The organism is Halomonas sp. KHS3 (assembly GCF_000830495.1).
In the GTDB taxonomy this organism is placed as follows: Bacteria; Pseudomonadota; Gammaproteobacteria; order Pseudomonadales; family Halomonadaceae; genus Vreelandella; species Vreelandella titanicae.
This window is the reverse complement of record NZ_JWHY01000002.1, coordinates 685433-699581: the sequence shown is the minus strand read 5'-3', so window position 1 is coordinate 699581 and position 14149 is coordinate 685433. Positions and strand designations below refer to the sequence as shown.

At 55.9% G+C, this 14149-nt stretch carries 14 protein-coding genes; 6 read left to right on the top strand and 8 right to left on the bottom strand.

Features of this window, described 5'->3' with window-relative positions:
* Positions 1–11 precede the first annotated feature (11 nt).
* Positions 12–737: a purine-nucleoside phosphorylase gene (deoD, locus tag RO22_RS05325; protein WP_027959881.1), complete on the top strand. Its 726-nt coding sequence runs from the start codon at positions 12–14 to the stop codon at positions 735–737.
* A 28-nt stretch (positions 738–765) separates the two neighbouring features.
* Positions 766–1173: a cytidine deaminase gene (gene cdd, locus RO22_RS05320; protein WP_027959882.1), complete on the top strand. Its 408-nt coding sequence runs from the start codon at positions 766–768 to the stop codon at positions 1171–1173.
* Between the two features lie 29 nt (positions 1174–1202).
* Here the strand turns inward: cdd and RO22_RS05315 are convergent, their stop codons facing one another.
* From RO22_RS05315 to RO22_RS05295, 5 genes are all read right to left on the bottom strand, one after another.
* Positions 1203–1763 carry a thioesterase family protein gene (locus RO22_RS05315; RefSeq protein ID WP_197029740.1) on the bottom strand — a complete coding sequence of 187 codons (561 nt, stop codon included), beginning with the start codon at positions 1761–1763 and terminating at the stop codon, positions 1203–1205.
* Positions 1744–2160 (bottom strand): type II toxin-antitoxin system VapC family toxin, encoded by a 417-nt coding sequence (locus tag RO22_RS05310; RefSeq protein WP_196518226.1) that lies wholly within the window; start codon positions 2158–2160, stop codon positions 1744–1746. The genes RO22_RS05315 and RO22_RS05310 overlap by 20 nt, the downstream gene beginning before the upstream one ends.
* 93 nt (positions 2161–2253) lie before the next feature.
* Positions 2254–3243, bottom strand: a complete 990-nt coding sequence (locus tag RO22_RS05305; RefSeq protein WP_027959885.1) for a LacI family DNA-binding transcriptional regulator — start codon at positions 3241–3243, stop codon at positions 2254–2256.
* Positions 3244–3329: 86 nt separating this feature from the next.
* Positions 3330–4379, bottom strand: a complete 1050-nt coding sequence (locus RO22_RS05300; RefSeq protein WP_027959886.1) for a Gfo/Idh/MocA family protein — start codon at positions 4377–4379, stop codon at positions 3330–3332.
* On the bottom strand, positions 4376–5155 hold the full coding sequence (locus RO22_RS05295) for a ThuA domain-containing protein (protein ID WP_027959887.1): 780 nt from the start codon (positions 5153–5155) through the stop codon (positions 4376–4378). Before RO22_RS05295 ends, RO22_RS05300 begins: the two co-directional genes overlap by 4 nt.
* A 272-nt stretch (positions 5156–5427) precedes the next feature.
* On the opposite strand from RO22_RS05295, the gene RO22_RS05290 reads away from it, so the two are divergent.
* Complete coding sequence (locus RO22_RS05290; RefSeq protein ID WP_027959888.1) at positions 5428–6552, top strand: aminotransferase class V-fold PLP-dependent enzyme; 1125 nt, start codon at positions 5428–5430, stop codon at positions 6550–6552.
* 43 nt (positions 6553–6595) lie between these two features.
* Here the strand turns inward: RO22_RS05290 and RO22_RS05285 are convergent, their stop codons facing one another.
* Positions 6596–7285 (bottom strand): CBS domain-containing protein, encoded by a 690-nt coding sequence (locus RO22_RS05285; RefSeq protein ID WP_027959889.1) that lies wholly within the window; start codon positions 7283–7285, stop codon positions 6596–6598.
* A 165-nt stretch (positions 7286–7450) separates the two neighbouring features.
* On the bottom strand, positions 7451–8881 hold the full coding sequence (locus tag RO22_RS05280) for a hypothetical protein (protein WP_027959890.1): 1431 nt from the start codon (positions 8879–8881) through the stop codon (positions 7451–7453).
* Between the two features lie 112 nt (positions 8882–8993).
* Between RO22_RS05280 and RO22_RS05275 the strand changes: the two genes are divergently transcribed.
* Positions 8994–10013 carry a J domain-containing protein gene (locus RO22_RS05275; protein WP_027959891.1) on the top strand — a complete coding sequence of 340 codons (1020 nt, stop codon included), beginning with the start codon at positions 8994–8996 and terminating at the stop codon, positions 10011–10013.
* A 59-nt stretch (positions 10014–10072) separates the two neighbouring features.
* A complete protein-coding gene (locus RO22_RS05270; RefSeq protein ID WP_022520651.1) occupies positions 10073–10504 on the top strand; it encodes a hypothetical protein in 432 nt (143 codons plus the stop codon).
* Here the strand turns inward: RO22_RS05270 and RO22_RS05265 are convergent.
* Positions 10421–12955 (bottom strand): mechanosensitive ion channel family protein, encoded by a 2535-nt coding sequence (locus tag RO22_RS05265; protein WP_027959892.1) that lies wholly within the window; start codon positions 12953–12955, stop codon positions 10421–10423. The two genes, RO22_RS05270 and RO22_RS05265, sit on opposite strands and share 84 nt — an antisense overlap.
* 133 nt (positions 12956–13088) lie before the next feature.
* On the opposite strand from RO22_RS05265, the gene RO22_RS05260 reads away from it, so the two are divergent.
* A complete protein-coding gene (locus RO22_RS05260; protein ID WP_027959893.1) occupies positions 13089–14099 on the top strand; it encodes an amidoligase family protein in 1011 nt (336 codons plus the stop codon).
* The last annotated feature ends 50 nt before the right edge of the window (positions 14100–14149 follow it).

Sequence of the window (14149 nt, the reverse complement as noted above, 5' to 3'; positions counted from 1 at the left end):
GGAGACCTTTGATGGCAACCCCACATATTAACGCTGCTCCCGGTGATTTTGCCGATACCGTACTGATGCCCGGCGACCCGCTGCGCGCCAAATACATCGCCGATACTTACCTGGAGAATGTGCGTCAGGTCAACGACGTGCGCAACATGTTTGGTTATACCGGCACCTATAAAGGCCGCGAGATTTCCGTGATGGGCCACGGCATGGGCATTCCGTCGGTCTCCATCTATGCCAAAGAGCTGATCACCGACTACGGCGTAAAATCGCTAATTCGCGTGGGCTCCTGCGGCGCGGTACGCGACGACGTCAACGTCCGCGATGTGGTGATCGGCATGGGCGCCAGCACCGACTCCAAAGTCAATCGCATGCGCTTCAATGACCACGACTTCGCCGCGCTTGCGGATTTTGAACTCACCCAGCACGCAGTGGCCGCCGCCAAGGCCAAAAACGTGCCGGTCAAAGTGGGCAACATCTTCTCTGCAGACTTGTTCTACAACCCGCAAACCGAAATGGCTGAAATGCTCAAGCGCTACGGCATTGTCGGCGTCGAGATGGAAGCCGCAGGTCTTTACGGCGTCGCCGCTGAGTTTGGCGCCCGCGCCATGACCATCTGCACCGTGTCGGATCACATCCTGAAAGGCGACTCGCTCTCCAGCGCCGACCGTCAAACCACCTTCGACGATATGATGCTGATTGCACTGGACACAGTACTTCGCGACGACGCTGCCCGCGCTTAGGGCGTTGAAGCGGCCAAAAGGAAAAGTGATGGATCAAGTATTGGAAGAGATCGTTCAAAAGTTGTTAAACGCGCGGGCTAACGCTTATGTGCCCTACTCCGCGCATCCGGTGGCGTCGGTGATGGTGACTCCCGATGGTCAGCAGTTTGCCGGCACCAACGTGGAGGTGGCGCACTACAAAGGCTTGTGTGCTGAAGCCTCGGCCATTTCCGCCATGGTGACCGCAGGCCAACGCCAGCTGGCGACCGTCTACGTCATGGGCCCCGCTGATCACCTCTGTACGCCCTGCGGCGATTGTCGTCAGCGCATTCGCGAGTTCGCCACGCCAGAGACTCAGATCAAGGTGCTATCCGGCAGCGGAGAGCTGCTCAAAACCTACACCATGGAAGCACTGCTCCCCGACGCCTTCGGGCCGGAGCAGTTGCCACCGCGTTAATATTTCTACGCCAAAGAAGCCGTTTCGCTTTATTCAGCTGACGGCTTTTCCGTGGACAACTGTTGATACGCTTCCACAGCAGCCACCACTTCTTCGGGTGGAATGACGCCGTCTTTACCACGAATAACCGCACGCGAAACACCTTCAGCAACCGTGGCACCGCTGGGGTTGGTAAACCTGTGCCGCATGTAAAAGTACTTCTCGTCCCAATGCTCCATACTCATATTGCAACGATAACGCTGACCAAGCTTGAGTGACTTATAGTAGCTCATGTCATGGTAAGAGATGATGGGCATCCATTTTCGCCGAAGCATGATTCGAGCCAAGCCTGTGCGAATGAACAAGTCAATGCGGTTAAGATCGCAGACCGTCATGAACCGGCCATTGTTCATGTGGCCATTCACATCGATATCATTGAGTAAAACAATTCCCTCAAGGGTATTTTCAAGGGCATTCAGGCGCATCCAACCGCGTCGACGCTTCGTCGTCAGTAGTAGCCAGATCATTCGAAAATATAGATTCACTGTGTTGTCTCCATAAAACTGACTGTTCACGTAAAAATAGCCAGTGTTAATGAATCCAGTCTTCATAAACCAGCCCTGGTACATGGCTAAATTCACGCACGTTGTTGGTAACCAGGGTGCAAGTCGAGGCGATTGCATGCCCTGCAATGGCCGAGTCGTTTGAGCCAATAGGCGTGCCTGCTTTAGCTAACACCCGCGTTATCTCAACGGTTGCATCCACGGTTTGCTTATCCCAGGGCAATACGGCATCCAATCGCTTCACGAATTCATCAACAAGAGACTTGTGCTTAGCAGATGCTTTCTTACCGATTTGACCATAGCGCATTTCTGCATAGCGAATTTCGGCATAAGTCAGCGTCGATCCCACTATTCGATTCCCCTGCCCAACCTCAGTGGCTAGGCGACTGATAACCGATGCTCCTTGTTCGCACATAATGAATGAACAGATGCAGGTATCCAGCATATAGGTCGTCACAGATCGAACCTGCAGCCACCCAAGCTTGCATATGCAAGCACTGCTCCCCGACGCCTTTAGGCCGGAGCAGTTGCCGCCGTGCTAACTCGTTTCCCGTAGCACCAGCGCCACCGGCAACGATACGTGCCGGGGCGCTTCTCCCGCCCTTGCTTCTGCCAGTAGTGCCATGCTCGTCTCGGCTATCTCGGCAATATCCTGCCGTACGGTGGTGAGCCCAGTAGCGAGGGTGGGCAGGTCATCAAAGCCTGTCACCGCGACCTGAAAAGGCACTTCAATCCCGCGGTCTTCAAGCGCGGCCACACAGCCCAACGCTAGTTCGTCGGTGGCGCATACCAGCGCATCAAAAGGCAATGATTGAGTGCCCTCTTCGTCTAAATAGCGATTTAGATAGCGATAGCTGTTAAGGGAGTCTGACGCGAAGCGGTGCGGTAGGCTGATCAAGCGTTCAGCAAACCCAGCCTCTGCCAACGCCCGCCGGTAGCCCTCCAAACGGCTATGGGGACGCGGCACCTCTAGCTCGCCGCCCATAAACGCCAGCCGCCTGCGACCCTGGGTAATGAGGTGGTGGGTCATCTCATACAGCCCCTGCCGATCGTCCGGGGCGACGGAAAAGCCTTCCCCGGCATCACCTATGCGCACAAAAGGAATCGCAGCGGCCTTAAGCAGCGCTGGGCGCTCATCGCCTGGGGCTTCACCAAGCAAAATAGCTGCCCCCGCGCGTTCGGGTAATTCAGCGGTTTGTTGGTGATTAAAGAACACCGGCACTATACCCTGCTGATGAAGGGCCACGGTAAGGTGCTGGTAGAGCAAGATATAGTAAGGGCGCAGCTCGATATCCTGACGGCCGAGAGAGATGCCTACCACCGCCGTTTTACCGCTTATTAGCTGACGAGCCGCGGCGCTGGGTTGGTAGGCCACTTCTTGGCTAATCGCCAAAATTTTCTCACGCAGGGCATCACTGAGCCCTGGCTTGCCGTTCAGGGCCCGGCTCACCGAGGCAATCGATACCTCGGCCCGCCGGGCAATTTCTCGGATGGTGGCCGTTTGGGCGCTTTGCTTGCTCTTTATCACCGAATCTCTCACCGGCTATTTCCCGCCCTATTTTTCACCTGGAATGCCTCCAGTGTGCCGAAAAACACCCGGCGTTGCGACGCTGATTACACTGCAACTTCCAGGCTGCGATCTTCCTGACTGGAGATAACGCAGGCATCAAGAACGGTTTGGATCGCCGCCCCGCGGGCAAAGTCCGGCTGGTCGTTTTGACCACTGCGGATGCTTTCAACAAAACGCTGATAGATACTGGGTGTTGGCGGTGCCTTCACTGTGCTCCAGCGCGCCGGGTGAACGTCATCGTCCAAACACACCTGCACGTCGTCTTTTGAGGCGTCTAAATCGACGCGAATAGCACCTTTATCGCCGTGTACACTCAGGGTTAACGAGTTGTGATGCCCGGTCGCCCAGCGGGTGGCTTGAATGGTGCCCTTGGCCCCATTGGCAAACGTCACTCGCATTAGCGCGGTGTCGTTGGCATCCAACAAATAGTCACCAATCCGGTTGTCTGGAGCTTTTTCAAAACAGGTCAGTTCGCAGTTAACGCGAGTAATATCGCCGACCGGAAAGCTGGCAAAATCAACAATGTGAACGCCCACATCGCCCAGTACACCTTTGCTGCCATGGGCTTCCGAGAGCCGCCATAACCACTGGCTCTCCTGATCCCAGCGCCCCCACTCATTGCTGACCAGCCAACTTTGCCGGTAGCTGGCATCTACGTGGCGAACTTGACCAATCGCCCCAGCGGTAATCAGCGCACGAGCATGCTGAATGGCCGGGGCATCGCGATAGCTAAAATTGACCATATTGATGACCTTGGCGGCCTGCGCCGCTTGGGCCATTTCATGCGCATCATCCGCATTCGTCGCCAGCGGCTTTTCGCACAGAATGTGCTTACCTGCGGTGATCGCGGCCAGTGACGTGCGCTTATGAACACCATCCGGCGTGACGTTGCTAACGGCTTGGATATCCTCCCGCGCCAGCATAGCTTCCAGGTCGTCATACGCATCGGCGATACCAAAACGGCCAGCAAAGTCGCGGGCCTTGGCCAGCTCCATATCGCACACCGCCACTACTTCCACCCCCTCGATCCGGCTAAAGTGCTTGGCGTGTTCCCCCGCCATACTGCCAGCGCCAATTATCGCTAAACGGATCATTTGAAGCCCTCCTCGCCAGGTTTATGCAGCCCTTCGCCTTTGATTTCCACCGGGTTGGGGGCCTGGTCGGCAGGAACATTGGGGCAGCTATCGATCCAGCGGGAGCCTTCCGGGCGCGCCCATTTCACAGCGTTCTTCAGCACGGTTTTTACCTGTTCGTTGTAATAGATCGGATAGGTTTCGTGACCTGGGCGGAAGTAGAAAATCTTGCCGTTGCCGCGCTTGTAGGTCAGCCCTGAACGGAATACCTCACCACCCTCAAAGGCGCTGATAAAAATCACTTCATCGGGGTTTGGCACCGCAAATGGCTCACCGTACATTTCAGTATGCGGCAGTTCGATATAGTCGCCCAGGCCCTGAACGATAGGGTGACCAGGGTTAACGACCCACAGCCGCTCGCGCTCTCCCGCTTCCCGCCACTTAAGTGAGCAGGTCGTGCCCATCAGGCGTTTGAAGATTTTTGCGTAGTGCCCAGAATGCAGCACAATTAGCCCCATCCCCTGCAACACGCGCGCCTGCACGCGGTCGACAGTTTCCTCCAACACATCGCCATGGGCAGCGTGGCCCCACCACAGCAGCACGTCGGTATTTTCTAGGATCTCTTCACTTAGCCCCTGTTCAGTGTCTTGCAGAGTGACCGCACGGGCATCGAGCCCTTCAGCTTCGTTTAACCCTTTGGCGATGCAGTTATGCATACCTTCTGGATAAATTCGCGCCACGACTTCATTGGTTTGTTCGTGGACGTTTTCACCCCAAACGGTAACGTTAATGGTCATCTATTCTCCTTAGCCGTAGCTGGTTAACAGCACAAAAGCAGCTTAAAAGTGCTGCATAACCCACAAAGTAAACGTTTACCCCGTCGACGTAAACGTTTACTCGCGTGCAACTTTAGTCGCTATCCCGTTTATAGTGCCTAGACCATCATCATTGGCATCGCGACGAAGTTATCCGTATTCTGAAACGCAACCTCGCGCTTTAGCGTGACTCACGATGCGTGTTTAATGATTTGCTTCTAACAACAGGCTGTTTCTAAAAACAGGAGAACGCCATGGCTGGTTTACTACCCAACGTCGACCCCGACGGCTTGCTTGAATACTCGGTGGTCTACACAGACCGTTCGCTGAATCACATGTCACAGCAGTTTCAAGGTGTGATGCGGGATATTTCAGCCACGCTGAAAGAGGTGTACAACGCCCAAGCGGCCGTTATCGTGCCCGGTAGCGGCACCTTTGGCATGGAAGCGGTGGCGCGCCAGTTTGCCGTTGACCAGAAAACCTTGGTTATTCGTAACGGCTGGTTCAGCTACCGCTGGACGCAAATTATTGAGATGGGTCGCTTAACCGATCAGCACACGGTGCTTAAAGCACGGCGTCTAAAGGCCGATGAGCTTCGCTCGCCTTTTCAGCCAGTGCCCATTGAGGAGGCCGTCGCGCAGATTCGTAGCGAAAAACCTGCCGTCGTGTTCGCCCCGCAAGTCGAAACCTCTGCGGGCTTGCTACTTCCAGATGACTATATTCAAGCGCTCGCCGAAGCCACTCACGAGGTAGGTGGCCTGTTTGTACTGGATGCCATTGCCGCGGGCACTCTGTGGGTGGATATGCAGGCACTCGGCATTGATGTGGTGGTAAGCGCGCCGCAAAAGGGCTGGAGCGGTTCGCCCTGCTGCGCCATGGTAATGCTCTCAGAACGTGCCACGCAACGCTTGAGTGAGACCCAGAGCAACAGCTTTGCCTGCGATTTGGGCAAGTGGCACAGCATTATGCAGGCCTATGAAAATGGCGGGCACGCCTACCACGCCACCATGCCTACCGATGCACTGCGGCAATTACGGGACATTATGCAGGAAACCCGCGCTTACGGCTTTGCCAAGGTAAAAGAGGAGCAGCAGGCGATTGGCCGGGAAGTCCGCGCCATGCTTAAACGCCACGGTTTTGTGAGCGTTGCTGCGGAAGGTTTTGAAGCCCCAGGCGTAGTGGTGTGCTATAGCGACGATAGTGGCTTAGTGGGCAAACTTGCCCAGGCGGGCGTGCAAGTGGCGGGCGGCGTACCGCTAATGTGCGATGAAGGTGATAACTTCCAAACCTTCCGCATCGGTCTATTTGGCCTCGATAAGCTGCACCACACAGAGCGCAGCGTGAACAGCTTAGAGCAGGCGATTAAAGCAGTGGTGTAAGGTAAAGAAAGCAGAGCCCGCTATTTTAATAGCGGGCTTTAGGTCACATATAGCCCACGCCCCGCGGCATCATGCCCAGATGATTTTCGACTTGGGTAACCCCTGGCACGTTTTCCGCAGCAACGGTTACCGCCTGCTTCTGTTCAAGGGATTCGACCAGCCCCCATACCTCCACAGCGCCGCCATCCACAATCACGCTAATACCTTCAACTTGTACGCCGGTATTATTCTCAACTTCTTTGAGAATAGCCTCACGAATTTGGCGATCATCCGTGGGCGACTGGGTTGGCGCCACTGCGGCATTGGCGATACCCTGGAGCAAGTTAGCACGGCTAACAATACCCACTAACTTGCCATCACGTAGCACAGGCACCCGCTTGATATGATGTTTTTCCAGCATTCGCGCAATGGTATGCAGCGGCGTGTTCTCTTCCACGGTCATTGGATTCGGGGTCATGACCTCGTGGGCTTTACGACCATGGGACTTAACATAGTCGCCAGCATCCTTGCCGCCGGTAAACAGCGATAACCACCAGGAGTGTCCATGATCACTGTCACTTTTTACCCGGCGCATTAAATCACCTTCGCTGACAATGCCAATCACCCGCCGCTCACTATCTACGACAGGCACCGCACTAATACGGTGCTTGAGCAGCAGTTGCGCAATTTCACGTACTTCGGCGTCAGGCCCCACACTCACCACTTTGGGCGTCATAATATCGATAGCTTGCATTGTACTCCTCCTTGAGCTCAACCTTTAAAGACTGAGCCGCAGATGCAGATTATCCTGCTTGTTCTTTGAGCCTAGCTCGCTGCTGAAGATTTGCCCATGCTGGCTAGCGATCTCAAAGAACGCATTGAGGCTGCGTTGACCTGGCGCAGTTTATTGGCACTTTTGTTATTCGCTTTCCTTCACCACGCTGCTCTCTTCGACTTTCTCGACATCGACAATGCCCGAGCGGCTAACGACAACCTTCCAGCGGGCCAAGTAAGGGCTATCCTCACTGCCCGTCTCCCGAACCACTAAGTTAAACAGATGACGGCGCTCGACGCCCTCGCGAACTGCTTGGCCATCTTTTAAACGGTAGATGTGATGCTTGCCCTTACTCATTAGTCGCGTAAGCATGGAGATATCCAGATTGAGCGTTTCGCGGGTATGCTCGTAGCCGCTCAAAAAGCGCGTAGGCGACATACGTGAGCTTGAACGATAGTGCAGCACCACTTCTTCACGCTGGGCTACCGTACGGCGGCGCATCTGCTTGATATCATCGCCCAGCGATGCGTAGCGCTTGTAGTCAAACCACTCCAACTGGCGGCCCACCACGGCGTTGCGCGTGGGGTCTAAATACTGGCGCCGCCACTTGGGACGGCCTTTACGCAGCCAGCGCCACAGGGTATTGCGCAAATCATCCTTAAACACTTCGCGCAGGGCGTAGAGCAGCGCCATGGCTAATACGAACAGCGCGGTGATATCTCCCAGAGCATTACGCAACTGCAGCACGCCTAACGATACAAAGGCCATTACCACGGCGGTGGCAAGCGCTTTGACCGCTTTTTGCTCGCCGCCACCCAGCTCCAATGCCTCTTGTTTCAGGGTAATCGGGTGCTCAATCAGGCGCCGCAACAAGCGCATTTTATTCGACATCCGCGTGGGATCAGCCATCACGCGCTCGGCGTTGTACTGCTGTTCGCGGCGATACTCGCCCTCCCGGTGACACACGCTAATAAAACGTCGGCGAATATCGGTAAACTCTCCGCCGCGGGGCATGTGTGCCACCAGCGCCAGCAGCTGTTGTTCGGTAAACCAGGAGAGGTAGTTATCGATATTGGCAAAGTACTTATATAGACTTTCGTCATCAGGCTGGTGGCGACGCAGCCGCTTGAGAATACCATCGCTCAAGTCGATCATCTCATGCAGTTGGTCACGTAGGGCAACGGCACTCTCTTGCACCTCACTGTTCTCTTCGCGCTCCTCTTGGCGAGCATGGCGCAGCTTATTGGCATTCACCAACATTGCTCGAGTAGTGCGCTCCATCGCTTCCACGTATTGATAGGCGTAGAGACTCAAGCTCAACCGATACGAGTCGCTGCCGAGCCGATTACGGCTGGCCAGCCGACTGTGCACCAGCGGTAAGAGATACTCGTCACTGTAGTAGGTGCGCGAGACATTGATAGCGGCATGATAAAAGGCTTCTTCTGAGATAAGCTGGGTGCTTAATCCCAAATCGCCAGGCACAAAAAGATAGACGTCGAGGTTATGCGATGTCTCTTCCTTGAGCCGCCGGGTAAGACGCAGCTGAAAGCTGTTTTTACGCTCAACGTTGATCAACTCATCAATCTCCTACTCCTTTGCCTAACGCGATGATATACCATGGCTAACTTGATCATGGCGCTACCTAAAGCCACCCCTCTGCTCACCTCTTCACCTATGGAGCTAGGAAATGTCCATTGCCCGTTTTTCACCCTTTGAGCTGCTGCTATTAAAGAGCCGCAGCCAAGTGGATACGGCAACCCTGCTGCTGTTGGCCTGGGTGCTGGTGCACCGTCAACATGTTTCAGAGGGGCAGCGGCGCCGCCGCCTGGCTCAGGTGACCGCACAGTTTCGCCACGGGCATGAGCTGGGGCCAGTAATGAGTATTGCCCGTAGCCAAGACTTGCAAGCGATCCAACTAGCTGCCGAGGTGGTTCGCAAAGAATGCGGCACAGAACGCAGCCTGAGCGTTATTCATCAAGCGATTACCGTCGCCACTGACGACGGCGAGCTGTCCCTGGCCAACCACTATATTTTGCGTTTTTTGGCCGACCTGCTAAGTATCGCACCAATGACCTTGAATACTCTGTTTAAAGAGCTCACCGGCACACCCCTTGCCACACCCGAAGACCCCAGCCGTGATGCTTACTGGCAGGCACACGACCCAGATTATCATGCCCGAAAAGCACGCGAAGCCGAGGCCGCTGAGCAGTACCACCAACAGGCCAATGCTCGGGCCGAACAGCAGCAACAACAGAAAGAGCGACGCCACCAGCAAAAGCAACAAAAACAGCAGGAGAAACAGCAACGCCAGGAGCAGGCTCGCCAAGCCCGCGAACAGGAACAGCAGCGCCAGCGTGAACAGACGCGCCAACAGGAGCAGGAACGGCAACGGCAACAACAGCAGCGCGAACAGGCCGAGCGCGAACGGCGCCGCTCTCGCCAGCAAGATTCTCGTCACCAGCATCGCCAACAAGAGCATCGCCAGCAGCGCGCCTCACCGCCGCCCGATCGCACCACGCGGGCGCTTTCGGTGCTGGGACTTACCCCAGGTGCCACCCGGGTAGAGGTTCGCCACGCCTATCGGCGGATGGCGCAGCTCCACCATCCAGACCGCTTCTATTCGGAAAGTGAACAACAGGTCGCCTTGGCCTCAGCGCGGTTTCAGCGTATTAAAAACGCCTATGATTATTTGATGCAAACTTACTAAGACCATGTAACGCTAGACGTTTCGCAGGATGCACTGGCCCATGAGAATAAATTGACCCTATGCGCGATTTGTACCAGCGCCTCGCGGTTTCCCCCGAGGCCAACGAACAAGAAATCAGCCAAGCCGTGGCTAGCTGCCAGCATAGCGCGCTACGCCAGGATGCCGAGGCGGTGTTCGCGGTTGCCGAACGCCGCGAAACCTACGATACGCTGCACGACACCGTCAGCGATATCGGAAAGCTACGAGCGCGCCTGGGGCTCAGCCACGGCGCCCACTGGCAGGGCGATGTCGCCAACGACTTTTCGCTGCCGCCGGATCACGCCATTTCCCGTCACGACGAACTGGTCGACCGCGTTAGCCACGCGGTCTCGTTGTACAACCGTTGGCGCCGCTGGCGGGGCCCGTGGCTACTCATCGCCGTGTTCGCCACCGGGGCTGGCATAGGAATCGCTCTGGGGCTTGCCCTGTGCCTGGGGCTTTTGCCGATGTGACGCAGCACGATTATTCGTATTATCGTGCCTGCGTGCCTGTTCATCCTGGCGAATCTCAGCTTTTGTCGGACGCGGCGCGGGCTTCGGAGGTGTTGGTTTCTTATGCTCCTGTGGGTTGAAGTCACTTGCTTGCGTCGCGCTATGCTTGCCTTGTTCACTCTCAGGCGAAGTGTTTTCTTGCCCGGCTTGTTCTTGCGAGCCCTCTTCTAAAGAGAATGAAGTACCCGCGGTCGCCTCCATGCGGTCTTCAGCGCGTGCTTCCATACTGACACTAAGACGCGGCACGCCCAGGTCAATCTCTTGAGCTTCCATACGCTGCTTCAGCAACAGGTTAAACGCCCGCGAGACATCCCACTGCATCTCCGGCGCGGTGCGAAAGCGCATGCGTAAAATGGGGCAGCCATCTTCAAAGCCCTGAACGCCCTGCATCTCCAGCGGCGACCAGATGTAGTGGCGCATCATCGGATCACGGCGCAGCTCCTGGGCAGTCTCCTGCATCAGCGTAATCGCATCGTCGATTTTCATATCAAACGGAATGCGTATTCGCATCAGCGCGATGCCGAACTGGCGGGACATGTTATGAATCGACTCAATGCGGCTAAAGGTGATGATGTGCACAATGCCATCCAAATCGCGTAGCCGCACAGTGCGCAGCGTCAGCCCCTCGACCGTGCCCATATGGTTATTGATCTGCACGAAGTCATCGACCGCTAACGAATCTTCGATCAAGATAAAAATACCGGTAATCAAATCCTGCACTAACGTTTGCGCACCAAAACCGATCGCCAGACCGATCACACCAGCACCCGCCAGCAGCGGTGTGACGTTGACACCCAAATTAGCCAACCCGGCGATAACGGCAATAATCAGAATGGTTACAAAGATGACGTTGCGGATCATCGGCGTGATGGTTTGCGCCCGGGCCTGATTGACCCGCCGCCCACGTGAACGGGCTGACGATGTTAGCGCTCGCTGAATGGCGGTATCGGCAAATATCCATACCAGCCATGCAAGCAACACCGTGGCCCCCAAGCTAACCAGCGCTTGGCCAATCCGCGCGCTGGCCACGGCTTGTTGGCCCAAACCGAAGAACGAACTGCCCCACACCTGCATTGAGAGTTCGGCAAACACCATCCACGAGCAGATGTGCGCCAACACGAAGCCGAAGCGCTCTAAACGTTTACGATACTGGCTATAACGGCGGCGGTGGCGACGCTTACCCATCCGTTCCGCTTGGCGGCGCAGCAACCCGGTGACTACCAGTGTCAGTACCAGCAGGCTGGCGGAAATAATCGAGCGCGCCAGAGCAGTGCCCACATCGCCCACGGTGATAAAAATCGCCAGCAGCGAACCACTCACCAGCAGCAGCGCGGGTATGTGCCATAGCCCCCCCAGGGAGCGAATCATTTCGACCGCGGTGCTGGCGTCACGCCGCTGCTTGAAGGGCCGGTTGCAAATCAGGTGGCGCACGGGGCGCTTAAACTTGAGAATAAACCGCGCTGCAAGCAACGCCGCGAGCATATTGGAAAGCACAGAGGCTAGGCTCGACAGCTCGCTACCCAGCATTTCAACGAGACGAGTGGAGTTGACCGCGTCGCCAAGCGCAATCAAAGCACCAATCACAAACAGCCCGCGCAGCGCACGCTGTTGAAGCAGTTGAACCGCAGTAAAACGATGGCCACGGCTAAAGAACGCGATGACTGTTTCAAACACCACCGATAGCGCCCTGCCACACAGGCAGATATAGGCCACTACCAATACTAGCGTACGCCCAGGGCTATCGGGCAGCACCTGGCCAATCCCCAAGGTAATGGCAAACGACAGTGCCCAGGGCAGCATGCGACGCAAAAAGTGCACTGCCATCAGCCAGCCCTTGGGATCCCGAGGCAGATCCAACGGCCACTCACGCCGGGTAGCGATCATGCGCCCAAAGGCAATCATCAGCACCAACAGTACGCCCCAAACCAAGGCCAGCACCGCCCCTTCGGCAATCGCTCGAATCGCCTCCCCCTGGTCGGCATCATCGTTAAGCGCGCGCAAATCATCTACGCCCTGAACCAGCTGGCGTGACCACTGATCAACTGGCGAATCCCCCGCCTGGGCCTGATCACCCAGGTCACTTAAGGTATCGGCGAGAGCACCCAGTAATCCTTGGCGTACTACGCCCTCATCTGCGCTGGCAGCGTCTGCGGTTACTTGCAATTCGCGTAGCGATTTAAGCAACTCTGTGCGCCGCTCTTCGTTTTCAAGCATGGTGATGACGTCAGTGAGCGACTTCTGAAATTCTTCACCGCTAACGTCAGCGCTTTCCTCTTCGGAACCGCTGCTCAGGCCGGGCAGCGACACCGTTTGCGCCTGGGCCTGAGTGATTGCCATGCTCGTCATTGCTAGGCTTGCCAATACAAACAAGACAAAACCTATTAACGAATTGATTAACCAGTGCTGTCGCACGCCTTACTCCTGAAAATTAGCTTAGATGGCGTCCTGCTTATCATTTGCCGCCGCTATGGCCCGTCATACGCTCAGTCTCAACGCGTGACTATGATAGGCTGAAGACTTAAACGTTCACCTCAAGGACGCCGAGATGACGCTACAAGCTCCACCTAACCGCTTAAACAGCCAGGGGAAAATCCGGCACGTTGGCATTGAAATCGAGTTCGCTGGCCTGCCGCCCCGAGACACGGCGATGATCGTACGTGAACTGTTTGGCGGGGAGCTTAACGTGGTAAGCCCCCATCGGCTACTCGTTGAGGATACCCGCTGGGGCGAATTTGGTATCGAGCTCGACACCCAATACGCGCATCCCGACAAATCGCTGGCCGACGACCCTCACCCAGAAGATAGCGAGTGGGCGCGCCATCAGCATCAACGCCGGGTCGAGTTCCATCACAAAACCCGCGAGCTGATTGGCGACATGGTCACAGGCCTGGTGCCTACCGAAATCGTTTGCCCACCGATACCTTGGAATGAGCTGGAAGATTTAGACGCGCTGTTCGAGGCACTACGAGCACATGGCGCTAAAGGCACCGATGCCAGCCTGCTGTATGGGTTTGGCTTACACCTAAACCCTGAAGCGGAGCGTTTCGACGTTGACTACTTGCTAGCCATGCTGCGTGCGTACCTGCTGCTGGCTGGCTGGCTGCGCGACGAAATTAAAGTCGATATTACCCGTGAGATGCTGCCCCACGCGAATCCATTTCACAAAGCCTATGCGTTAAAAATACTGGATAGCCGCTATTCGCCTGATCTCGACACGCTGATTGACGACTACTTGCACCATAATCCCACGCGCAATCGCGAGCTGGATATGCTGCCGCTATTTGCCTACCTACGCCCCGATCACTCTCATGAATTGCTGCATACGCAGCTTACCAAGCCGCGCCCCACCTTTCACTACCGCTTACCCAACGCTCAGCTTTCCCAGCCGGGGTGGGGCTCAGTGACCGAGTGGAATCGCTGGGTGGAAGTTGAGAAACTTGCCGCTAATTCTGAGGTGTTACTCGCTCGCTGCGCTGAGTATATCGCCGACCATAACCGACCGATGCTGACCCGCATAAAAGAAAAACTAGTTCGTTTGCTTCGCCGCGAACACTGATTGTGTTGTAGAGCCCAGCTATATAAAACCCGTTTAGCATTCTTTATTTC

What these genes read in the sequence shown, in the direction of transcription:
- deoD (WP_027959881.1), top strand. Translation starts at nt 12, where the DNA reads ATGGCAACCCCACATATTAACGCTGCTCCCGGTGATTTTGCCGATACC.
- RO22_RS05300 (WP_027959886.1), bottom strand. Translation starts at nt 4,379, where the DNA reads ATGATCCGTTTAGCGATAATTGGCGCTGGCAGTATGGCGGGGGAACAC.
- RO22_RS05270 (WP_022520651.1), top strand. Translation starts at nt 10,073, where the DNA reads ATGCGCGATTTGTACCAGCGCCTCGCGGTTTCCCCCGAGGCCAACGAA.
- RO22_RS05285 (WP_027959889.1), bottom strand. Translation starts at nt 7,285, where the DNA reads ATGCAAGCTATCGATATTATGACGCCCAAAGTGGTGAGTGTGGGGCCT.
- RO22_RS05295 (WP_027959887.1), bottom strand. Translation starts at nt 5,155, where the DNA reads ATGACCATTAACGTTACCGTTTGGGGTGAAAACGTCCACGAACAAACC.
- RO22_RS05310 (WP_196518226.1), bottom strand. Translation starts at nt 2,160, where the DNA reads ATGCTGGATACCTGCATCTGTTCATTCATTATGTGCGAACAAGGAGCA.
- RO22_RS05315 (WP_197029740.1), bottom strand. Translation starts at nt 1,763, where the DNA reads ATGAAGACTGGATTCATTAACACTGGCTATTTTTACGTGAACAGTCAG.
- cdd (WP_027959882.1), top strand. Translation starts at nt 766, where the DNA reads ATGGATCAAGTATTGGAAGAGATCGTTCAAAAGTTGTTAAACGCGCGG.
- RO22_RS05290 (WP_027959888.1), top strand. Translation starts at nt 5,428, where the DNA reads ATGGCTGGTTTACTACCCAACGTCGACCCCGACGGCTTGCTTGAATAC.
- RO22_RS05275 (WP_027959891.1), top strand. Translation starts at nt 8,994, where the DNA reads ATGTCCATTGCCCGTTTTTCACCCTTTGAGCTGCTGCTATTAAAGAGC.
- RO22_RS05260 (WP_027959893.1), top strand. Translation starts at nt 13,089, where the DNA reads ATGACGCTACAAGCTCCACCTAACCGCTTAAACAGCCAGGGGAAAATC.